General features: G+C 37.8%; 22 protein-coding genes. 5 read left to right on the top strand and 17 right to left on the bottom strand.

Going from position 1 to position 20993, the window contains the following annotated elements; genetic code table 11:
- Positions 1-9: 9 nt before the first annotated feature.
- From A1704_RS14745 to A1704_RS14730, 4 genes are read right to left on the bottom strand one after another with little or no spacing between them, the layout of a single operon-like run.
- Positions 10-690 (bottom strand): response regulator transcription factor, encoded by a 681-nt coding sequence (locus A1704_RS14745; protein ID WP_062674641.1) that lies wholly within the window; start codon positions 688-690, stop codon positions 10-12.
- Positions 691-698: 8 nt separating this feature from the next.
- The gene (locus A1704_RS14740) at positions 699-1448 is read right to left on the bottom strand and encodes a sensor histidine kinase (protein ID WP_062674640.1); all 750 of its coding nucleotides are present in this window, start codon (positions 1446-1448) and stop codon (positions 699-701) included.
- Positions 1418-2023 (bottom strand): hypothetical protein, encoded by a 606-nt coding sequence (locus A1704_RS14735; RefSeq protein WP_062674638.1) that lies wholly within the window; start codon positions 2021-2023, stop codon positions 1418-1420. The genes A1704_RS14740 and A1704_RS14735 overlap by 31 nt, the downstream gene beginning before the upstream one ends.
- Positions 2024-2048: 25 nt before the next feature.
- The gene (locus A1704_RS14730; RefSeq protein ID WP_062674636.1) at positions 2049-2762 is read right to left on the bottom strand and encodes a hypothetical protein; all 714 of its coding nucleotides are present in this window, start codon (positions 2760-2762) and stop codon (positions 2049-2051) included.
- Between the two features lie 201 nt (positions 2763-2963).
- On the opposite strand from A1704_RS14730, the gene A1704_RS14725 reads away from it, so the two are divergent.
- The 3 genes from A1704_RS14725 (at position 2964) to A1704_RS14715 (ending at position 5451) form a co-directional block, all read left to right on the top strand.
- Positions 2964-3599, top strand: coding sequence for a LysE family translocator (locus tag A1704_RS14725; protein WP_062674634.1), 636 nt, complete (start codon positions 2964-2966; stop codon positions 3597-3599).
- Positions 3600-3774: 175 nt separating this feature from the next.
- Positions 3775-4638 carry a helix-turn-helix domain-containing protein gene (locus A1704_RS14720; protein ID WP_062674631.1) on the top strand — a complete coding sequence of 288 codons (864 nt, stop codon included), beginning with the start codon at positions 3775-3777 and terminating at the stop codon, positions 4636-4638.
- 90 nt (positions 4639-4728) lie between these two features.
- Positions 4729-5451, top strand: a complete 723-nt coding sequence (locus tag A1704_RS14715) for a siderophore-interacting protein (protein WP_062674630.1) — start codon at positions 4729-4731, stop codon at positions 5449-5451.
- Positions 5452-5563: 112 nt separating this feature from the next.
- On the opposite strand, the gene A1704_RS14710 is transcribed toward A1704_RS14715, so the two are convergent.
- The 4 genes from A1704_RS14710 to A1704_RS14695 form a co-directional block, all read right to left on the bottom strand.
- Entirely contained in the window at positions 5564-6142 is a 579-nt protein-coding gene (locus A1704_RS14710; protein WP_062674627.1) for an NAD(P)H-dependent oxidoreductase, read from the bottom strand.
- Entirely contained in the window at positions 6139-7161 is a 1023-nt protein-coding gene (locus A1704_RS14705; RefSeq protein WP_062674626.1) for a saccharopine dehydrogenase, read from the bottom strand. The genes A1704_RS14710 and A1704_RS14705 overlap by 4 nt, the downstream gene beginning before the upstream one ends.
- 53 nt (positions 7162-7214) lie before the next feature.
- Positions 7215-7781 (bottom strand): Crp/Fnr family transcriptional regulator, encoded by a 567-nt coding sequence (locus A1704_RS14700; protein ID WP_062674624.1) that lies wholly within the window; start codon positions 7779-7781, stop codon positions 7215-7217.
- 538 nt (positions 7782-8319) lie between these two features.
- Positions 8320-10089, bottom strand: coding sequence for an aminopeptidase P family protein (locus A1704_RS14695; protein ID WP_062674622.1), 1770 nt, complete (start codon positions 10087-10089; stop codon positions 8320-8322).
- Between the two features lie 215 nt (positions 10090-10304).
- On the opposite strand from A1704_RS14695, the gene A1704_RS14690 reads away from it, so the two are divergent.
- Both A1704_RS14690 and A1704_RS14685 read left to right on the top strand, forming a co-directional pair.
- Positions 10305-10742 (top strand): DUF6526 family protein, encoded by a 438-nt coding sequence (locus A1704_RS14690; protein ID WP_062674619.1) that lies wholly within the window; start codon positions 10305-10307, stop codon positions 10740-10742.
- A 201-nt stretch (positions 10743-10943) separates the two neighbouring features.
- Positions 10944-12050, top strand: coding sequence for a DNA topoisomerase IB (locus tag A1704_RS14685; protein WP_062674618.1), 1107 nt, complete (start codon positions 10944-10946; stop codon positions 12048-12050).
- 131 nt (positions 12051-12181) lie between these two features.
- Here the strand turns inward: A1704_RS14685 and A1704_RS14680 are convergent, their stop codons facing one another.
- The 9 genes from A1704_RS14680 to A1704_RS14635 all read right to left on the bottom strand — a co-directional run bounded on the left by A1704_RS14680 (position 12182) and on the right by A1704_RS14635 (position 20980).
- On the bottom strand, positions 12182-13072 hold the full coding sequence (locus tag A1704_RS14680; protein ID WP_062674616.1) for an AraC family transcriptional regulator: 891 nt from the start codon (positions 13070-13072) through the stop codon (positions 12182-12184).
- A 193-nt stretch (positions 13073-13265) separates the two neighbouring features.
- Positions 13266-15512 (bottom strand): TonB-dependent receptor, encoded by a 2247-nt coding sequence (locus A1704_RS14675; protein ID WP_062674614.1) that lies wholly within the window; start codon positions 15510-15512, stop codon positions 13266-13268.
- A gap of 159 nt (positions 15513-15671) precedes the next feature.
- Positions 15672-16559, bottom strand: a complete 888-nt coding sequence (locus A1704_RS14670) for an urea transporter (RefSeq protein WP_062674612.1) — start codon at positions 16557-16559, stop codon at positions 15672-15674.
- Positions 16560-16719: 160 nt separating this feature from the next.
- Positions 16720-17421 (bottom strand): hypothetical protein, encoded by a 702-nt coding sequence (locus A1704_RS14660; protein ID WP_062674608.1) that lies wholly within the window; start codon positions 17419-17421, stop codon positions 16720-16722.
- Between the two features lie 163 nt (positions 17422-17584).
- The gene (locus A1704_RS14655) at positions 17585-18373 is read right to left on the bottom strand and encodes an urease accessory protein UreD (protein WP_062674606.1); all 789 of its coding nucleotides are present in this window, start codon (positions 18371-18373) and stop codon (positions 17585-17587) included.
- The gene (ureG, locus tag A1704_RS14650; RefSeq protein WP_047094673.1) at positions 18374-19012 is read right to left on the bottom strand and encodes an urease accessory protein UreG; all 639 of its coding nucleotides are present in this window, start codon (positions 19010-19012) and stop codon (positions 18374-18376) included.
- A gap of 136 nt (positions 19013-19148) precedes the next feature.
- A complete protein-coding gene (locus A1704_RS14645) occupies positions 19149-19841 on the bottom strand; it encodes an urease accessory protein UreF (RefSeq protein ID WP_062674604.1) in 693 nt (230 codons plus the stop codon).
- Positions 19834-20343, bottom strand: coding sequence for an urease accessory protein UreE (ureE, locus tag A1704_RS14640; protein ID WP_062674602.1), 510 nt, complete (start codon positions 20341-20343; stop codon positions 19834-19836). Before ureE ends, A1704_RS14645 begins: the two co-directional genes overlap by 8 nt.
- Positions 20333-20980, bottom strand: coding sequence for a hypothetical protein (locus A1704_RS14635; RefSeq protein WP_062674600.1), 648 nt, complete (start codon positions 20978-20980; stop codon positions 20333-20335). The genes ureE and A1704_RS14635 overlap by 11 nt, the downstream gene beginning before the upstream one ends.
- Between the last annotated feature and the right edge of the window lie 13 nt (positions 20981-20993).

Genomic DNA, 20993 nt, shown 5'->3' with positions numbered 1-20993 from the left:
TGGATCAAACTATTTATCAAATAATACAATCTCATCCGGATCTATCACCTTATTCTGTACGGCATAAATAACAAGTCCTGCCATATTTTTCACTCCGGTTTTGATCATGAGATTGGTCTTGTGAGTTTCTACCGTTTTGGGTGAAATAAACAGAGAATCTGCAATTTCTTTGGTGCTCAACTGCTGGCAGACCAGTCTTAAAACATCTATTTCTCTTTCTGTGAGTTCATTTCTGGAAAAAGCATGAAATTCCGGAAGCTTATTGGAAAGCTGGGTTCTCATAACATTAATCTGGTCATTGGAAAAATAATGTCCGGTATGATGAACTGTCTTGATTACGGATAATAATTCTTCGAGTTCAATTTCTTTGGGTAAAAAAGCATGAGCCCCCATTTTCAGCATCTGCCCCATGAATGAACGACGGTAGAAACTGGAAAGAACAATGATTTTTGTTTCGGTTTCTTTTTTGGCAAGTTCAGCCATGACTTCAAGGCCATCTCCATTGGTCATCCGAAGATCCAGAATCAGGATATCTAAAGATGCAGAATCCTGTTCTTTAAGAAAATGATATCCGCCTGTTGAGGTAAGCAACACCTGAAAGTCTCCATTATTTTCAATATAATTTTTCAAAAGCTGTACAAACAGCAGGTCATCATCTACAATTCCGATTTTAATTTTTGAGTGTTCCATGTTTATTTTTATTGTAATGCCAGACAGGCAATGAATTTTGTACCTTTTTGAGGCTGTGTCTTAAGTTTATAAATTGCTTTAATTTTTTGAGCTCTGGACTGAATATTCCTCAGCCCGATCCCTCCTGAATGTTTTTCTATGATAAATCCGCAGCCGTTATCTTCTATGGTTAGTATCAGATAATTCAGAGAGATTCTTAGGGAAACATCTACTCTGGTAGCTTCAGCATGTTTTAAAATATTGGCGATCAGTTCCTGAACAATTCTGAAAAGATTAAGTTTTACAGGATTACTGATGGCCGTCCTTATTGTCATATGACGGAAAATAACCTCTACATTTTTATTGATCTGATCAAGATAGTCTGCAATTAAATCTTCCAGTTCTATCTCATTGAGATCAGGTGGCGTAAGATTATGAGATAACTCCCGGATCAGCTGCATTGATTTTTTTAAATCATGATTAAGATCTTCCGGTCTTTTATCATTGATATTCAAACGGATAAGATTCAATTGTGAAATAATATTATCATGAAGTTCTTCTGCCAGCCTTTCTCTGTCCTGTTCCTGTACCAGCAGCATATTTTCCCGATATTCTTTTTGGGTATTTCGGACCAGCTTTGAAACCTTTTGTTTGTTTTTCTTTATACTTTTCAAATAATTAATCACCAATAACGTAACGAATAGCGTTGTTAAAAAAAACAGCCCAATACCGATCCATATCCATAGAACTATCTGATCCTGATTTTCCCAAAGCCACATCCCAGATTAATAAATGCTATATAAAAAGACAATAATAAGATCCCTCTAAAAAGCCAGATAGGTGCTACCCAGCTCAGGTGATTGCTGATTAAAAAATTAAAGGTAGTGGATATGATACATTCTATAGAAAAAAACAGGAAAACAAGAATGTTCACAATAAACATATTCCTGTCTGCCCTGCCCTGCCTGATGATTTTCATAAAATAAGAGGCGGCATAGCTACAAATAATAATACTGGTGATAATATTGGAATAAAAAGTAATCCGTGTATTGTCTTGCACATATAACAGATTAGTAATCAATGCCAATATAGCATAACAATAGATCATCCATCTTAATTTAAGGGAAAGCTGGATATAATAATGATTATAAATCACGGTAAGAGTCATCAAACCAAAAAACTGACTTAATGTATAATTGTAGATATTGAGTGTATTTAATTTCATCAGCCGGTCCGTTAAGTCCGTCAGCTCCAGCATCAATTCTCCTGTGAGCAGTATAATCACAGGAAGTTTTGTCTTGATCCCTTCCTTTATCAATACAATCAGCCCGATACATAAGACCAGATTAATCATAATTTGTAAATACAGGGATAGGCTGTTATACGAAAACACTGGTACTTTGCTTCAGAAGTTGATAATCATTAAGAGTATCAATAATCGTAAAAGGAGGCCTTGGGGTGGAATAATTTTCAGCAGTCTCGCTCATATGATTAATGGCCAGACTTTTCACTGTAATGATTTCGATATGATAAGGGAAGTCGGGATCTTTTTTTTCCAGATCATCTGTAAGTCCAAAGAAACTGGTACACGTCTGCCCACCTTTAATTCCAATATTCTCATAATCTGAAAACGGTATGGAAATCAATTGAAAGATATCTTCTGTTTTCTGAGCCTGCAGCCAGGAAGTCCCAAACATGTTCCATCTGAAGTTACGGTTAATGGCTGATTCAGCAGTAATGGGAGGAACATCTATTACAATATCATTGCTGCTTTCTATTTTTGATTCACTGAATTCTACTAAGAAATCTTTAACAAGAATGGTATTGAAATGAGCATCTTTATCACTTTTAGAATCAATCAGGAAAAATTTCAGCCGACCTTCATGAATTCCTACATAAGCATGAATCATTTTGAAGTCATCAGTTCCAAAATTTTTTTCCCACAGTGCAATGTCTTCACCTGAAACGCTGAAGTGAGTTCCCTGATTCAAATAATTCAAAATTTCTGCTCCATTGGTATCAATTCCGTTTTTGTAGGAATCAATAAGATGTTTCCATTTTCTGATAGCTTCAAAGATGTTTTCAGTAGTCATGATAATATTTATTTGTGAATGATAATTATTTTATGAGTTGAAATTTACAAAAAAAACAGACTGATCTATTTTTTAAATCACATTCAGGTGGAAAATAAAATATAATTTGAGAAAAAAATACTTTTTCTTCTATCTCTGATAAAATTAAACCGGAAACACCACTTATCTTTGTACCGGAAATCCCTTTAAATATGTACTAACATGATTCCATTTCACGAGCTTATATTTTTTATTCTAGCCGCACTTATTTTAGTCATCAGCCCTGGTCCTAATATGATTTATCTGATTTCAAAATCTATAACGCAGGGAAAAAAATCCGGATTTATCTCATTAGCCGGAGTCGTATGTGGATTTTTATTCCATATCATCATGGTTTCATTTGGTCTTACAGCTGTTTTGCTGGCTGTTCCACTCGCGTATACCGTTCTTAAAACACTGGGAACTATCTATCTTTTATATCTTGCTTATCAGGCTATTAAACCCAAAAGCAAAAATATTTTTGATGTTGACAAAAATGTTGCTCATGATAGTCCCAAAAAGCTTTTCACCATTGGTTTTTTAACGAATGTACTGAATCCGAAAGTGGCTGTGTTTTACCTGTCTTTCTTTCCTCAGTTCATCAAACCCGAGTATGGCTCAATATTTACCCAAAGTCTGGAACTAGGGATCATTCAGGTTCTGATCAGCTTCAGCATCAACTTTATCATTGTATTAACAGCTGCAAAAGTTGCTGTATTCTTTTCCAATAATCCGGTGTGGATAAAGGTCCAGAAATGGTTTATGGCCAGCGTATTAACGTATTTAGCTATAAAAATGGCATTTTCAAAAGCAAAATAAAATCCGGAACAGGTTCTCTTTCTGTTCCGAATTCCGGTGTATATTCATATAAAATCTGACTTGAAGAAGCATCATGGTTATGCACCGCGAATTTGAGATTAAAATCCGGGATGTAAAACCGTGAAAATACGTAATTTTGCTGTTCCGTATTATCCTCATCACAAAAGGTTTAAAGATGAAACAGACCATTCCCACCTATGATTTAAATGGTATTACCCATCATCAGTTCCATATCAAAAGGATGGATAAACAGCCTTATGATTCTGGGGATATTCTTCTGGATAAAGGAATCCATCGGGACAGTCATTATATTTTCACCTGCATGGAAAGCGGGCATGTAAGAATGATGGTCGATTTTAGAACTGTTGAAGCAAGAGAGTCTACTATTTTCTGCGTATTGCCGGGACAGGTACATCAGGGACTTTTAATGAAAAATGTCTGCGGATGGTTTGTGGCAGTAAAAGCAGAACTTGTTCCTGACACGGTACGTTCTTTTTTTGATGAATCTTTAGGTGAAATACAGCCTCTGTCTGTGGATAAGAACCTTGTCAAAAACCTTAATACGGCAGCCGGCCTACTTCATGCCTCATATACAAACGAAATGCTTTCCACTAAAGAAGGATTTCTCATCGTTCAATCGCTGCTTAATGCTTTTCTCGGAATGTTTGCTCTGATGTATTCCCGGAAGAATATTTCTCCGGCTTCAGATGAAAACCGTGCTTTACAGCTGTCAAGAGCATTCAGAATTTTGGTTCGGAAAGATTTTAAAACCATGAAAAGTCCATCTGAATATGCTGCAGCTTTAAACATTACAAGAGGATATTTAACGGAAACGGTTCGTGAAGTCACAGGAAAGCCTGTACAACATTGGATTCACCAGGAAATTCTGATTGAAGCCAAAAGATTACTGGTCTTTACCAATCTGAGTATAAAAGAGGTAGCTTATGAACTGGGATACAGTGATCACACCTATTTCAGCCGTTTGTTTTCAAAACTGGAAGACCGGTCTCCATCAGAATTCCGGAATCAGCACCAATAAATACTCGACCACGAATAGTCCAATTAATTCCCCGAAACCGCTATCGGTATTTTCTGATTTTGCAACGTCCTTTGCAATAAAAAATCACGTATGCCAAGCCTACCAAAATGGATCAATGACACCGTAGAAAATGTCTGGTCCTCCAAATTTAAAGAATGTACCGTTAGTCATATAGAACAAATTACCAATGATCTCCGACTGATACGCTTTGACACAGAATTAGAGAATGTTCCTTATGAACCTGCCTATGCCATCGGAATAAGAATCAACGACAGGGATTTCAGGAATTATTCTCCTTTTAATTTTAACAAAGAAGCAGGAACTTTCGATGTTTTGTTTCATTTGCATGACATGTCTGCTGCAGGAAGTCATTTTGTAACCCGACTGAGAGAAGGAGACTCCATAAAACTTTTAATGCCCAGAGGAAAACAATTCTTTACTCAAGGTGCCCGGATTCATTTTTCTCTGGGAGATGAAACATCATTGGGAAGTTCTCTTTCGATCAAGGAAGCTGTGGAGGAATCCGGTTCTTTGTTCATTTGTCTTCATGAGCTTGATGATTGTTCTGCTCTTGAAAAGCTTAATTTATATGGCTATCACTGTCCTAAAAACAATACCATGAGAATGATTGAAGCTTTGAATGATTTTCTGCGGGAAGAAAAAGAATCCATCTCTGATGATGAGGTTATCTTTTATCTCACAGGAAACGGAGAAAGAATGTCATTAATCAGAAAATTTCTTAAAGCCAGAGGAGTATCTCCAAAATGTATCAAATCACAGGCATATTGGATTGAGGGCAAAAAAGGACTATAAAATGGAGAAACAAACGTTTTTTCACTTTAATAATGAAACTTTATCTGATAATAAAAGACCCTATTACCAGATAAAGTTATCATTCTCCGTTACCAAAAAAATAAGGTGCAAACTATTGATGCTTCTTTCCTAATTCCTTCACTTTCCTAAGCCATTGAGCCCTCTGTTCATCTTTAGAATTTCTGATAATACCTACATAAGTCACTTTCACCGGTTTTACCCCACAGTATTCAAGGATAGATTTTCTAAGCTGATTTACGCTTGGTCTGCCAAAAAACAGACGGTAATACCATCCCGGTTGGTCCAATGTTGTTATGATATGTGCTGTTTTACCTTTTAAAAGCTTGTCCCACCATACCGAATTTTCACGGTATTTATAAGCCATTCCCGGTAAAAAAAGCCGGTCTATAAATCCTTTCATTATGGCAGGAAATCCTCCCCACCAAACCGGATGTACCCAAACGAGATGATCTGCCCACTGAATAATTTCCCAGGCTTTCAGTAAATCCGGCTCAAGCTCCATTCTTTTCTGATATCCAAACTGTAAATTGGGATTAAAGTTGAGATCCCGTATAACGATTTCCCGCACTTCTGTTCCTGCCTCTGAGGCTCCCAACCTGTAAGCTTCTGTTACCCCAAAATTGAACGAATCTTTATTGGGATGCCCGTTGATAATGGCTATTTTTTTCATGATTTCACATTAATATTGATAGAATCGTAGGCATTAAGCTGTGCCATTAATGATAAAGGCTCATGCAGCTGATGGCTGAAATACACCTTGTTTTCATGAGGATTTCTCAGCAGTTCTTCGGTGTGCAGAACAGCAGATAAAGCGGTTAATTCTGCTTGTCCTTTTTCACTCTGCAAACTCAGTTTCTTTTGTCCTGAATGATCATCAACTACAATTTCAAAGACCGACTGATCTCCGTTTCCACTGGACCCAAAAATCATTTTTCTTTCTTTTAAAGACAAAATATTGTAGATTCTGAGATATTGAAATGCTCCCAGCAGCCAGGTAATGAATTTTGAATTGTAGGTCATCTTCACAGTCACATCGGAAATTCTTTCTACTTTGTTGAAAATATACAGATCCGGCACATCAAAATTATAGGCACTTCTATACCCAATTCCAAAAGAGAAATTGAAGGTTTCCGTATCAAGAAAATGCCGTATTGAAACGGGTTTGTCGTTCTTATAATGAACAAAAGGAACGGCTACATTTTCTGCCATAAAGTGAGCTGAACTTTCACCTGCAAGATCCTTTACGGAATAATAGACAAAGAGTTTTACTTCATTAATATCTCCTGAGTCTGAAAGAATATTAGCCAACCCCGGGACAATCCCGCCCATCCATCCTGAGCTGAAGACAATTCTGCTGTTGATGTCTGATTTTCTGGCAATATCATAAGCTTTCACCAAAGCCGGAGTAGGCTTGGTAATATCCAGATAATCTATTTGATGATTAATGGCAAAACGAAGTACATGATCTTCTTTATCATTCACAGAAAGAATGATGAGTTGTATTTTTTTCTCAATGATCACTTTAAAAGAGGAAGGATCTGTGACATCGATTTTCAGGTCTTTGTCTGTTTTCCCCCCTTTTCTTCCTCCGATGAAAACAGTAAGATGAGGATTTCTTGATTTCAGAATACGGGAAATTGTTTTACCTACCAACCCATTTCCTCCAATTATAAGAATATTTTGCTCCATAACTTTTTTTGACAAAAGTAGAGTGCTGCTGTTTCAATAAGCAGGACAAATGTCTAAAAAGAAATTTCCTTTCTGATACGGCTCAGGTGACGTTGGGTAATGCCAAGGTAGGAAGCCAGATACTGCAATGGAATGTTTTGAATATAATCAGGATGATTCTTTAATAATGTTTCATACCGCTGGCCGGCACTGTCTCTCTGGAGCTGGAAAAACCGTGTTTCAAGTTCAAGATATTCCTGCTCTGCAATAATCTTTAAAAATTTCGTCCAGTTTACACTATTTTTTACCAGTTCATCTACCGCTTCTTTTTTAATGATAATCACCTCAGCATTGGTAATAGCCTGCATACTTTCTTTGCTTGGGCATCCGGAAACAAATGACGAATAGGCAGCGATCATATGATTGGGAAACCTGAAGCAATATGTCATATCTTTTCCCTCGTCAGAAGTATAAAAAGAACGGAAAATACCAGACTTCACCAAGCCTACTTCCTTACAAAGCTCTCCTTCCTGTATGAAATAATCATTTTTATTGATAAGTCTGAACTCAGAAAACTTCAGAAATTCTTCAATTTCATCTTCTGAAAACAGATTAAAGCTTCGAAAATAGTCACGTTCCATGATATCAAATAAGTTTCAGCGAAAATAAATAAAATACTTCTTTGTAAACGCAGCATTTTCATTTTTATAAAATTCTATTTTAAGAAAGCAAACACGAAGGAAAAATCTCATTAATAATCAGAATCGTGAGATTCTTCACTACATTCCTGAACTGCGTTCGCAGACTTTCAGTCTGTGTTCAGAATGATACTTTTAGACTTGGGATAGCTTCTTTTTAAGAGAAGGAATAGTCATACAAATTTCAATTGAAAACAAAAAAAATCATCTCAGGACGAGATGATCTACCGTTTTGAATTTACTTGAGTTATTTATGAAGATATGAATGATGTTTTGTTGTGACAAAGATAGGTGAACCTTATTTTTTATGCATCAGTGGAATCCCTAAAATTATATCCGTAAAAATACGGTTGTATAAAAAGAAAAGCCCTGAAGGAAATACCTTACAGGACTTTTGGATTATCTAACAATATCCAGTTTAATGTTTATCATTCAAGGTTTAAAGTGATGATTGACACCTGATTTCACCTTTGAATGTTTATTAAAGAGGGCTTACCAGTTGCAGGAACCATTCTTTAACTTCTCCATCCAGGTGTGGAGCAAGCTTTTCTTCACAAGTTTTATGGTAACCATTCAGCCATGCAATTTCACTTTCTGAAAGCATCTCTTTCACCACAGTATCTTTGAAGAACGGGCAGAATGTTAATGTTTCAAATTCATAGAATGTTCCGTGAATTGTTTTCTCTGCTTCTTTTACTGCAATCAGGTTTTCATGACGAATTCCATAGTGTCCTTCAAGATAGTAACCGGGTTCATTTGAACAAACCATTCCCGGAAGAAGTTCCTGAGGATTCAGATCTTTTCTGATGTTTTGCGGTCCTTCGTGTACATTCATAAAGCTTCCTACTCCATGTCCTGTTCCGTGGTTGAAATCTTTACCTTCCATCCATAGCGGAAGTCTTGCAATAGCATCAAGATGTACTCCTTTTGTACCTTTCGGGAATTTCACCATAGATAAACGGATCAATCCCTGTAGCACCAATGTTGAATTTCTTTTAAACTCTTCCGAAGGGGTTCCTAAAGCAAAAGTTCTCGTAATATCTGTAGTTCCTTCAAGGTACTGGCCTCCTGAATCTACCAGAATTGTTTCCTCGTTGGTCACTTCTTTGCTTCCTTCCTTTTTAGCAGAATAGTGCATGATAGCACCGTTATCTTTATATCCAACGATAGAACCAAAGCTTTCTCCGACAAAGTTTTCACCTTCTGCACGGAATCCTCTCAGTTTCTGCCCGATAGAATATTCATTCATGGCTTCTTTTCCTGCATTGTGCGTTAGCCAGTAAAGGAATTTCACCATTGCTACTCCGTCTCTTACCATTACTGTTCTGAAACCATTCAGCTCAGCTTCGTTTTTCTGAGCTTTCATCAGGTTGCCGGGAACCGGAGCTTTGATAAACTGATTGTCTGATTTTAATGTTTCAAAAATCTGTTGGTTGCTGTTCGGAGAAACCAAAACTTTTTCGTTTTTGAAAGTTTTCAGATAATTGTAGAATTCTTCGTAAGGCATCATTTTTACAAAGGAATCATCCATTTGTTTTCTTGCAGCCACTTCCATTTTCTCTAATCCTGTGAACAGAACAGCATCATTTTTAGTAATCACAATGTATCCTAAGAATACCGGATTGCTTTCTACATCACTTCCTCTCAAATTCAGTGTCCATGCCACATCATCCAGACTAGAGATAATGTGTACGGTAGCTTCCTGCTCTTCCATTTTCTGACGGATTGCAGCAATTTTATCGGATACTGATTTACCAGCTCTTTCTACCGGATGAACAAAAATAGGATTAGCAGACGGAGTTCCTCTGTCTTTCCATACTTCTTTTAAAAGCGGAGCATCTGCAAGTGTAATATTTTTGGAATTGAATTTCTGAGAAAGCAGTTCCCAGTTAGCATGAGAAGCTGCAACAGCATTTACCGCCACTTTACCACCAGCTGGAATTTCTGAAATAATCCAGTCGATATAATTAGGAGTTCCTTCCATTCCATCTTTAAAAAGATCAATTCCGGAACCTTCCAGTTCAATAGCAGCTTGTGTAAAGTATCTTCCGTCTGTCCAAAGTCCACCTTTATCTTTGGTAATCACCACGAAACCGGCAGAACCTAAGAAACCTGACAGCCAGGCTCTCTCCTGCCATTCTTCAGGAAGGTATTCGCTCATATGCGGATCTGCAGAATATACTATAAATGCATCAACATTATTTTTCTGCATTTCTTCACGAAGCGCAGCAACTTTTTCCTTTGAAGTCATTCTTTTTATTTTTAACCACCGAAAGTTACAAAAAATTTGATGTCTGAAGGTAAATCTACCGGCTATTTTGCTTAATAATTCTTTATTCTTAAAGTGTTCTGAAAAAAACTAAACAACTAAATATATTTAACAAAACAAACCATTTTTAAGTAAAAAAAACTACCACATTATTAAAATAATAAATTTTTGGAAGGATTATTGCTACATTTTATTGCATGAAACAGCAAAACTACAATAACCACAGGAAATTTTATCCGCCACATCATTTTATTTATCTTCCATTGCTCATTATATTGGAGATTTTAGGAATTTATAAAATCTGGGACGACCCCGGAAATCAACTGATCTGGATATTGTTTTCTGTCTTGATTTTTTTGCTTTTTTATCTGGCATTTATGACAAGGCAGCATTATGCACTGGGACTTCAAAACCGTATGGTAGTTCTGGAATTTAAACAGCGTTATTTTGAGATCTTCAATAAAAGGTCTGATGAAACTGCTGAGAAACTGAAATTCGATCAGATTGCTGCCCTGAGATTTACCTATGATGATGAATTCAAAGAGCTTTTATACAGAGCACTGCATGAAAACATCTCAGGAGATGAAATTAAAAGGTCTATCAAAAAATGGAGAGCTGACCGGCTCCGAATCTAGTACACCCACAAAAATTGACACCTATGAAAAAATGGAGCTTTTACAGTATTACAATATTAATGTTGTTGACACTCACAAGTTGTGAAGCCGTAGAAACGATTTTTAAGGCAGGAATGTGGTGGGGAATAATCTTAGTCTGTGTGATAGTAGGAATTCTTTTACTGATTTTTTCGAAGGGTAAAAACTCTTAACCATGTTTTTATGGAGAAGAATACAGACTTGGAGATGATTTCTCACCTTAAGCCTTCAAAAATTGTTAAAATAATGAAGGATCCGGAAGCTTCTGCAAAGGCGGTACATCTCGTATATACCACCGATGCGGAAACCGCCGGAATTACCCGTAAGAAAACCGGAAAGAAATATTCCTATTATAAGGACGGAGAAAAAATAAAGGATAAAGAAGAAATTACCAGGATCAATAAACTGGTGATTCCGCCTGCGTGGGAAAATGTATGGATCTGTGCTCTTGATAACGGCCATCTTCAGGCAACAGGTTTTGATGTAAAAAAAAGAAAACAGTACCGCTACCACCCTCTGTGGAGTGCTTTAAGAAATCATACAAAATTTTACAGAATGCTTCAGTTCGGGTATGCATTACCTGACATCCGTCTGCATATAGAACAGGATCTTGCCCTGAGAAATTTTGAGAAACGAAAAATCCTTGCCTTAATTGTAAGCCTTATGCAAAGAACCAATATCCGTATTGGAAATAATGTATATGAAAAATTATACGGTTCTTTTGGCCTGACCACATTAAAGGATAAACATGTAAAGGTAAAAGGACAAAAAATTTCTTTTTCTTTTAAAGGGAAGAAAGGTGTCATGCATCAAATCGACCTCAGGAGTCCAAGGCTGGCAAGGCTTATTCAGAAATGCAAGGATATTCCCGGGAAAGAACTTTTTCAATATTTTGATGATGAAGGAAACCGTCATTCTGTAGATTCAGGGATGGTGAACGACTATATCAAAGAGATCAGTGGTGAAGATTTTACAGCAAAGGATTTCAGAACATGGTCCGGAACCGTAAGTGCTCTGATCGCTTTTAAAGAAATCGGATATGCGGAAAATGACACTGAATATAAAAAGAAGGTAAAAGAAGCCCTGGATATCGTGGCAGAAAACCTGGGAAATACATCGGCTGTCTGCAAAAAGTATTATGTTCATCCTTTAGTCATTAACCTTTATGAGAATAATAGTATCAAAAAATATCTTGATGAACTGGAAGTGATAGAAGAAAATGACGGAAAAGCCGATCTTACAAAAGAAGAAAGACTGGTGCTGAAGATTCTGGAAAATGAAAAGATGTAAGGGAGACCAATCAATAGTGAATGGTGAATTTGCTTCGCAGTGAATTTTTTATTCTGTACTTCAGCATCATTGACTATTCAGTTGCGCAGCAAAAATTGACCATTGACATTACACAAATTCGATTCTTTATATCAGACTGAAATCCTGCTGTTATTCAAAAACTGAACCCTGTATTCCTTTGGCGTAATTCCTGCAATTTTTTTGAAAAGCTGGGTAAAATGGGATGCGGTATGGAAATTCAGTTCGTAGGCAATCTCTGCAATATCTTTACTGGAGTGAAGTAGTGCTTTGCTGTAATTGATATCAATCTCATTGATCCACTGTTTTGGAGATTTTTGAGTAACCCCTTTGACACACTTATTCAGATAACTTTCCGTAACGGACAGTTTATCAGCATAAAAAGCTACTCTCTTTTCCCCAACATGATATTTAAACAAAAGATCACGGAACTGAAGAGACAGTTCCATGGGACGGGTTGCAGATTTGTGATGAGTATCAGAATCTGTGCTCAGCATTTTGATGAGAATCAAATGAAGCATTGTCACAACGACATCATTCACATTGAGATTATTCAACCATAATTCCTGTTCCATTATCGGAAGAAGCTGTGTAATGGTTCCATACGTCAGGCTGTCCAGATTCAGGAAGGGAGTCATGAAGAAAATACTGCTTTTATGTTTGGGCAGTTCCTGCTCAGACAAAATATTATTTTCATAAGCAAGGAAGAAACCTTCAATATCGTCTGACAGCTCTACGGTTGCGGTAATTGTTCCTTGTTTGATAAAGATCACGCCTCCTTTTTCAGCATGATATTCTTTATTTTCAAGATATTGTCTGATATGGCCATTGGTAACGAAAATAATAAAATTGAATGTGGTACGATACGGAATCACCGGCATCAGAATACCTTTAAGATAATTTTCTATCCGATACAGCTGTATATCAGCATTATTAGCCAATATCTTATCCGTAATATTCGGAAGAAAGAGCTTTTTATATTGAAAATTGGATAGTACTTCCATATCCTTGTTATGATTATTTAAAGTTATACAAAATATTTTAAAGCAAAGGAGGTAAGTAAAAGAGTGAAAAAGCTAAAGTGGAAAGAGTAAAGACCCCGAAACACGTATCCCGAAACCCATAATTTACTCTCTTCAACCCTTCTACTCTCAAACTCTCTCACCCTCTCACTCTACTACTCTCCCACTCTCATGTTTAGAACTTATAATACACTCCTACTCTCACTCCAAAAGGACTTCCTGGTGTATAAGTAAGATCTGTAATGGGTTCTGCTTCTCCTTTTAACTGCGTTTCTGTGGCAAACTGAGCTTCATTCCATTTTACATTGAAAAGGTTGTTCATCTGAATATTCGCTCCCCATTTCTGACGGTTATAGGAAAGCATCAAATCATTCACAAAATAGGCTTTTGTTCTGATGCTGTTATCCTCAACAGCGGGTCTTGCTCCCAGATATCTGTACTGAAGTCCCAGAGAAAAACCATTCAGGAAGTCCCAGTTGACAGATCCGGTACTGGTAACTACCGGAGCCAGTGGAACGTAGTCCTGACCTTTTTCTTCTTCGGTAAATCTGGCGTGGGAATAATTGATATCTGCATTCAGGTAAAAATTTTCCAACGGCTGGAAACGAACACCAAGATCAGCCCCGAAACGTCTTGATTTGCCCGAAGGTTCTACTACTGCATCATCTCCTACATACACAAATTCCTGCTGAAGATCCATATACCATAATGCCGGAGTAATGATCAAGGATTTGAACGGGTGTAATCTTACCCCAAAATCCGCTCCGATGGAGTACGGAAGGGTGTTTTCGTTCTTATTGGGAACTACAACCCTCAGGTCATTGGAGTGGAAACCCATTCCTGTTTTCAGGAACCACATGACATTGTCATTCTGAGCATAGGAAAAATTCAGTTTGGGACTCAGTCTTGTTGCTTCTTTCGACTGTCCGGAAGGTAATTGCTCCACATCCAGCAGATTGTGCATATTAAATATAAAATGATCCACTCTCAAAGCTGGATTGATGGTCCATTTTCCTGTCTTCCATATCAATCCTGAATAGGCATGAAGATTGGTTTCCGTTCCTGTCACATCGGATAGTCTGTCCAGCAGAAGGTCTCTATGATAAACGTGATTAAGCTGTAAGGTATTGATATCATCATTTCTTAGTCCGATTCCTGAAGTCCAGTTTAAAGAGCTGTTGGCAAAAGAAAAAGTCTTTGTATACTTTACTTCAGCACCGTAAATATTTCTTCCATCCGTCTGCTGAATTTCGTCTCCATGCTCTTTATCCTTTAAATTAAAGGTAAAATCGGAATACAGGTTGAAATTGTATTTTGAATAAAAAGCCATCGCATCAATCTGCTCGGAAGAAGAAATAATATGCTTAAAATTCATCTGGAGGTTTGTTCTGGAAGTTTTCCCACCTTCAGTAGGGTCTATACTACCCCATCGGCCAATGATTCCTTCGTCTACAGCACGTTCCGGAATCTGTCCGGAAGCATTCCATGAAGAATTGAATGTTGAAAACTGGATATTGAAGTAATCTTTGTCAGTCAGCCATTGATTGTATTTACCGAAGATATTAACCCTGTTAAAATTCTGTTTTACATCAAAAGGTCCGTCGGTATAGTTGTATTCCGCTGCCACATACGCATTCTTTCTACCAAGATCATCATGCAGAATATTGAACATTCCCAATACTCTTTTGGAGTTGAAAGAACCTCCTTCCAGTTTAATCATACTGTTTTTCAAGCCATTGTAGGTCTGAAAATCAACATAACCAGCGGTATTAAAGTCCCCACGGTCCATGTAATAGGCTCCTTTTCCAAAATCGATATTGTTTACTGTTTCAGGAATCACAAAATGTAAATCAGAATATCCCTGACCGTGGGCGTGAGAAACAATGTTCACAGGCATTCCGTCTACATTGACGCTTACATCGGTACCATGATCCGCATCAAATCCTCTTAGAAAAAGCTGTTCTGCTTTTCCTCCTCCGGCATGCTGTGCAATAAATAATCCGGGAACTTTTCTCAACAGATCCTGCGCTGAATTGACCGGAAATTTATTCAGATCAACTTTTGTAATAGCAGACAGAAATGAACTGTGATTGATGGCTACTTCAGAAATCTGAAAGGGCTTATGCTGTAAAAAAATAACTTTATTTTTATCATCATCATTGGTCACCACCCATTTTACCTCATCGTATCCCTGACGGCTGATCACAAGGGTATCAGGAAGGAATTTTACAGGAACGGCAAATGTTCCGTCTGTTCCTGTGTGGGTATGGCTGTTTCCGTGGTCATATTTTACCAAAGCATCGGCAATGGGAAATTTGTCATCTGCATCTTTAATCAGCAACTGTTTTTCTGCTTCCTGCGCCATTACTTTTCCACTGAATGCCATAGCCAGAAATACGGCTGCTATTTTTGTTACTTTCATTTTTTAGTTTAATTATATTTTGATTTTAGAAACCAGAGGTTAGAAGTTAGAGGAATATCAATGGTGAATTTTGCTTCGCAAGTGAATTGTCAATCATTATGAAAAAAACCGTAAACATTGAACTGTCTCACTCTTAAACTCTAAGACTCTCCAACTTTTTTATTTTTTTGTTTTAAGAAATATTTTTTGAATCAAAAGCGTAATCCAAGTTCCGGCTACAAATGGGAAAGTAAATACTCCGCCCACCATATCCAGACAGTGATTGTCTATTAAAAGATCATCAATGGCAATGGTAATGAGAACGGCGATCAAGACCCATAAACCATCCGTTTTTTTGACTCCGGAAAAAACAATTGCGGAAAGCACTGCATTAAATCCAAATAATCCCATGTGAATTTCTTTGATGGGTTCGCCATTCAACTGTGATAATCCTGCACCCAAAATAGACGCTGCCAATCCATATAAAGCAGCTATCGGAGAGCTAATAAAAACAGCCAGAAAGAAAATAATCCCGGAAAGCACTCCTCCCTGAAATATCACTTCCCCAAAGCCATTGGTACAGGTAAGAAAGTCATCATATTCTGAAGGAACCACTTCACTGCTTAGCATTTCAGAAGGCGGAATATTGGTAAGATGATGGAGTACAAATACCAATATCCATGTAATAATGATAAAAGGAAAAGTAAACACCGGTATTTTCTTTTGGATAAAGAAATGCTGAATAACAGCCGCCAATGCACCACCCAAAACTATTAAAATCCAGATCAGTATTGTTGTCTGAAACAGAAATGCCAATGCTACCCCGACAAGAGCTGCACTGAAACCATAAAGTCCCGCATTGATTTCAGATTTGTCATAATTAAGCTTCATTGCGATAAAAGTTCCGGCTGCTGTTGAAAGCAATACCGCCACTCCGCACTGCCAGCTTCCCATAAAAATTCCTATTAAAAACAGAAGTCCTGTCCATCTGTTTTCCTGGAGCATAATCTGCCCGATTCCTTTTAAAATATTGTCTAAAAAAGGCAGTTTTTTGAAAAATTCGTCCATAGTTTTTTTAATTTATTAATAATGGGGTTGTTGTTTGTTTTTCGTTGCGGGTTGTTTTTTGTTACGGGTTGCGAGGTGCGGGTTTCGGAATCCACATCAAAACTCTCAAACTCTCTTACCCTCAAACTCTCCCACTCGAATCCCGAAACCCGAAACCCGTTTACCATCCAAGAAAGACCATTCCAACTCCGCAAACGGTTACTACTGCTCCGCTTACCACGCCCATATATCTTTCCAGTTTTTCGGTATTGAATAATGTTGAGTAACCATAACGCCCCAAAAGAACCATCCCAAGCATGGTTAATACTGTAGTTGCTGTGAAAGAACTTACCAGTACGGCAATTTCAGACATGGAATGTTTTACTCCTGAATAAAATAATAGGGGGATCAAAGGTTCACTTGGTCCCATCACGAAAATCATGAACAGGACAAGCGGTGTTACTTTTATTCTTTTTTGAGGCATTACGATTTCGCTGTGGTTATGTTCGTATACGTACACATCATCACCCATTACATCAAAATGCTTATGCGGTTTGTTTCTGATCGCCTGGATGAGGCCGTACACAAGGTAAACACCACCAAAGATCAGCAGTGCCCATCCTGAGAAATTCCCTCTCATATCCTGAAACCACGAGATTTTATTCAGCTGCCATCCGAGGAAAACGCCGATAAAACCTAAAATCAGAGAACTGAATACGTGTCCGAAACCGCAGACAACGGTTAAGATGGCTGTTTTCATGCCGCTCCACTTCTTAGATTTTGAGATCACTATGAAAGGCAGGTAATGATCCGGCCCTGAAGCGGTGTGTATAAAACTTATTGAAACGGCGCTTACAAGAAGTGCCCAAACTGTACTATCCATTTTTTATTAATTCTGTTATTTCAGATTCTTTATTAAGTTTTGACTGAAGCCAATGGAAGATTTCTTTTTGTTAAGCGGTCTAAAGCCCGCTTCTATTGAATATGCTTCTTTCAAATTTTGTAGACGAATCATCATGAGGTTGAACCTTGACAAGGACCTCTTTTCACTCCAACGACCAGAGAATCTCCTGAATATGCAGGAAAAAGTTGTACATCAACTCTCCTCCATGTCCCAAAGCTCTTACTACAAAACCATTTTCATCCATTGCAGAAACCCCTACTTCCATTTGCTCATGGTGCTGTGCGGCGGCTTCAACAATCTCTTCAATCAATCCATTTTTGTCTACATTTTCCTTTGTACTATAGAAGATCAGAGTTCCCTGGTGCGTATACTGTTCCAGATTTCCGATGCTGCTGATCGGGATCATGTCAGGTTGAATCAGAACGTTATCTTTCACTACAAGCTTGTTGTTATGATAGATTTCCATGATATTCTGAAAACGTTTCAGTTTAAAAACTTCTCCATAATGTTTTCTCCCACAGGTAATAATCTCGCTGATGATGATCTGACTGTTTTTACCGACATGAATATTGGCTTTACTTTTAAAGTTGGAATCCTCGTGAGGAACAATCGGATGAGGAACATAAGCGAAAGAAGTTTCATCCTCCATAGAAACATTGAGTTCCTGAAGCGCTTTGTTCTGCATGTTGAAAAGCCTTTGGTAGGATTGTGACTGCAACTGAAGCGCAGCTCCTTTTTCAAGTGCAACATCCAAATGATAGTGATCTCCATCCAGAATTCCCGGAGAGGAGCTCATCACCATCTGATAGAGCTTTTTGTCACTTTTTCGCTGCCCAACAGAAACTACTCTGAAAGGAAGCGAGACATAAAGGTCTTTCACATAGGATTCTCCTCCCTTAAATCCTGCAATAATTTTTAAATGACTATCCATTTATCTTACCAAATTCGGTTCTTCAATTTCTTCTAAAAGGGCATATTTTTTAATCCAACCAATTACTTTATCCAGTCCTTCATCTGTTTTGAGGTTGGTGAACACGAAAGGATTTCCTTTTCTCATTCTTCGGGCATCATTTTCCATCACTTCAAGGCTGGCACCTACGTAAGGGGCAAGATCAATTTTATTGATGATCAGTAAATCTGATCTTGTAATACCAGGACCTCCTTTTCTAGGGATTTTTTCTCCTTCTGCTACGTCGATGATAAAGATGGTAACATCTGCAAGGTCCGGGCTGAATGTCGCTGAAAGGTTATCACCTCCACTTTCAATCAAAACCAGTTCGATTTCCGGAAAACGTGCTGCCAGTTCGTCTACCGCTTCAAGGTTCATACTTGCATCTTCACGGATGGCGGTATGAGGGCAGCCTCCTGTTTCTACTCCGATAATTCTGTCATGAGGAAGAAGACTATTTTTCGCCATAAATTCAGCATCTTCTTTGGTATAAATATCATTCGTGATGACTCCAAGATCATAAGTCCCGAATAATTTTCTGCTTAAACGTTCCAATAATGCAGTTTTTCCTGAACCTACAGGTCCTGCTACTCCTACTTTTATATATTTTCTGTTTTCCATTTTATTTAAATTTTACTTTTTAACGCTATATGCGCTAAGTTTTTTTTTGTGAATATTTTTCGATCGCAAGGACGTTTCACTCAATGGGCAATTCGTCAATTTGCTCTTTTACCTTTTACCTTTTACCTTTTACCTTCTACGACATATAAAGTCTTGAATAAAGCCTCTCATGCTGCATACATCTGATATCAAAGGCCGTATTACAAAGTCCCACCATGTCTCTGTCCAGATCTATAGTTTCTAAAGCTGTTTTTTCCATGACGGGATATAGTGAAAATAGAATATCCTGTCCATCCAGCTGTCCAAGAGGAACAAGCTTTACAGCGTTGGTAATCATCCCGGCAACCGAAGTGTAATAAAATCCTAAAAGGGCTTCGAACAAAGGAATTTTCATTAAATAAGCATACACTCCGAACACAATACAGTAATGAGAATTGGCTTCTTTATGCTGAATGGCTTTCTCAAAAGCTTCCATTAAAGAAGAATTTTCTCTTCTTTTGAAGATTTTAATCAGTCTGAGACCCAGTTTCTGGCTCGCCTGGCGGATTTCCTTTGGACATTTTATCGCATTACATTCATTATCCAGTTCTAAAAGCTGCTGCAAATCTCCCTTTTCCGCTGCTTCATAAGCAAGTTTTACAAAAGCGCCGTCATTGAATTTAAGGCTGTACTGAAGCATATTCTGTACAAATTCTTTTGCAGTATCTACGTTGTGTACAATTCTTTCCTGCACATACGTTTCAAGTCCGTTGGAATGGGTATATCCTCCGATGGGAAGTGTAGGATCTGCAAGGTGAAGCAATCCTGACAGGAAATTTATATTATTCATCTTTCGGAGCCGCCATTTTTAAGATTTTTGTAAAGATTGTGGAGCCGAGACTTCCATGTCCATGAGGTTCTACATTAGATTTAAGAAGATTAAGCAGTTTCACAGATTGTTTCTCCGGTTTGAAACCACTTGCTTCCAGCCATCTGAACATCGGCATTTCAAAAGGGAGCAACACTTTGTCATTCTGAATAAAAAGCGGAATATGTTTGTTCCCGATCTCATAACATACAGTTCCCATTTCCAGCAGTGAAACTGGTGACATCACAATAGCTTCCGTTTCCAGAACGTTGATTGCAATTATTTTTTCGGCATCCTCAAAAAGAATATCTCCTTCACGTAATCGTTGTCCTTCTCTGAGAAATTTGATGGCAACATCAATTCCCTGTCTGGTTTTTTTACGCTGGATTCTTTTGGTGGTTTCAAACCATTCCAGATCAAGATAGTCTATGGCTTTCTCCGTAGGATTTTCAGCAAGATTGCCTATGATTTGATTAATGATCATTTTTGTTTTTTTTTCTGAAGTCTAAGTTTTTGGAGATTCCCACCCCGAATGTTGAACCGCTGATTCCTGCTACGTAGCTTTTCGTCCAGCCTTCTTCTTTTGTTTTGGTCTGAAGCATTGAAAGTTCTGCAAATTTGAATTTCAGGGCCCAGCCTCCTCCTAATACTATTCCGATCAAAGGATAGGCACGAAGACGGAATCCGTTAAAATTCTGCATAGCATCCGCTGCTGTTGAAAGTTGCTGTCCCCAAACATAGTGGGCATCCACCTGACCAATCAACATAAAATATTTTCCAAGCATTACTGAAGGACTATACCAGATTCCCGCTTCATTTTGCTTGTAAACTACATTGTGGTCCACTGTATTCTGCGAGTAAGCATAATTAACTCCGATAAGGTCATTATTATTGATGAAGTACCCTACTCCAAGCGGTGCACTGGAAACGGTACTGCTGCTGCTTGATGGTGTTGTAATTTTAGAATAGTCTAATGAACCGTACACCATAAACTGCCCTTTTGGTCCGTCTTCATCACTTTTAAGCCTGTGTCCGCCCAAAAACTGGGCACTTACATTACCGGAAAGTAATGACATTCCGGCTATCGCAAGAGAAACAACTGTTTTATTTAAATATTTCATTTTACACTTAGTT

The sequence above is a fragment of the Chryseobacterium cucumeris genome, from assembly GCF_001593385.1.
In the GTDB taxonomy this organism is placed as follows: Bacteria; Bacteroidota; Bacteroidia; order Flavobacteriales; family Weeksellaceae; genus Chryseobacterium; species Chryseobacterium cucumeris.
Note: the sequence above shows the minus strand (reverse complement) of the source record. Positions and strands in the feature narration are given on the sequence as shown.

Bases quoted from the DNA above. Each gene is read 5' to 3' on its own strand.
- A1704_RS14660 (WP_062674608.1), bottom strand. From the start codon at position 17,421: ATGGATAGTACAGTTTGGGCACTTCTTGTAAGCGCCGTTTCAATAAGT.
- A1704_RS14715 (WP_062674630.1), top strand. From the start codon at position 4,729: ATGCCAAGCCTACCAAAATGGATCAATGACACCGTAGAAAATGTCTGG.
- A1704_RS14655 (WP_062674606.1), bottom strand. From the start codon at position 18,373: ATGGATAGTCATTTAAAAATTATTGCAGGATTTAAGGGAGGAGAATCC.
- A1704_RS14720 (WP_062674631.1), top strand. From the start codon at position 3,775: ATGAAACAGACCATTCCCACCTATGATTTAAATGGTATTACCCATCAT.
- A1704_RS14730 (WP_062674636.1), bottom strand. From the start codon at position 2,762: ATGACTACTGAAAACATCTTTGAAGCTATCAGAAAATGGAAACATCTT.
- A1704_RS14645 (WP_062674604.1), bottom strand. From the start codon at position 19,841: ATGAATAATATAAATTTCCTGTCAGGATTGCTTCACCTTGCAGATCCT.
- A1704_RS14680 (WP_062674616.1), bottom strand. From the start codon at position 13,072: ATGGAAGTACTATCCAATTTTCAATATAAAAAGCTCTTTCTTCCGAAT.
- A1704_RS14740 (WP_062674640.1), bottom strand. From the start codon at position 1,448: ATGTGGCTTTGGGAAAATCAGGATCAGATAGTTCTATGGATATGGATC.
- A1704_RS14700 (WP_062674624.1), bottom strand. From the start codon at position 7,781: ATGGAACGTGACTATTTTCGAAGCTTTAATCTGTTTTCAGAAGATGAA.
- ureG (WP_047094673.1), bottom strand. From the start codon at position 19,012: ATGGAAAACAGAAAATATATAAAAGTAGGAGTAGCAGGACCTGTAGGT.
- A1704_RS14635 (WP_062674600.1), bottom strand. From the start codon at position 20,980: ATGAAATATTTAAATAAAACAGTTGTTTCTCTTGCGATAGCCGGAATG.
- A1704_RS14675 (WP_062674614.1), bottom strand. From the start codon at position 15,512: ATGAAAGTAACAAAAATAGCAGCCGTATTTCTGGCTATGGCATTCAGT.
- A1704_RS14690 (WP_062674619.1), top strand. From the start codon at position 10,305: ATGAAACAGCAAAACTACAATAACCACAGGAAATTTTATCCGCCACAT.
- A1704_RS14710 (WP_062674627.1), bottom strand. From the start codon at position 6,142: ATGAAAAAAATAGCCATTATCAACGGGCATCCCAATAAAGATTCGTTC.
- ureE (WP_062674602.1), bottom strand. From the start codon at position 20,343: ATGATCATTAATCAAATCATAGGCAATCTTGCTGAAAATCCTACGGAG.
- A1704_RS14685 (WP_062674618.1), top strand. From the start codon at position 10,944: ATGGAGAAGAATACAGACTTGGAGATGATTTCTCACCTTAAGCCTTCA.
- A1704_RS14705 (WP_062674626.1), bottom strand. From the start codon at position 7,161: ATGGAGCAAAATATTCTTATAATTGGAGGAAATGGGTTGGTAGGTAAA.
- A1704_RS14735 (WP_062674638.1), bottom strand. From the start codon at position 2,023: ATGATTAATCTGGTCTTATGTATCGGGCTGATTGTATTGATAAAGGAA.
- A1704_RS14725 (WP_062674634.1), top strand. From the start codon at position 2,964: ATGATTCCATTTCACGAGCTTATATTTTTTATTCTAGCCGCACTTATT.
- A1704_RS14695 (WP_062674622.1), bottom strand. From the start codon at position 10,089: ATGACTTCAAAGGAAAAAGTTGCTGCGCTTCGTGAAGAAATGCAGAAA.
- A1704_RS14745 (WP_062674641.1), bottom strand. From the start codon at position 690: ATGGAACACTCAAAAATTAAAATCGGAATTGTAGATGATGACCTGCTG.
- A1704_RS14670 (WP_062674612.1), bottom strand. From the start codon at position 16,559: ATGGACGAATTTTTCAAAAAACTGCCTTTTTTAGACAATATTTTAAAA.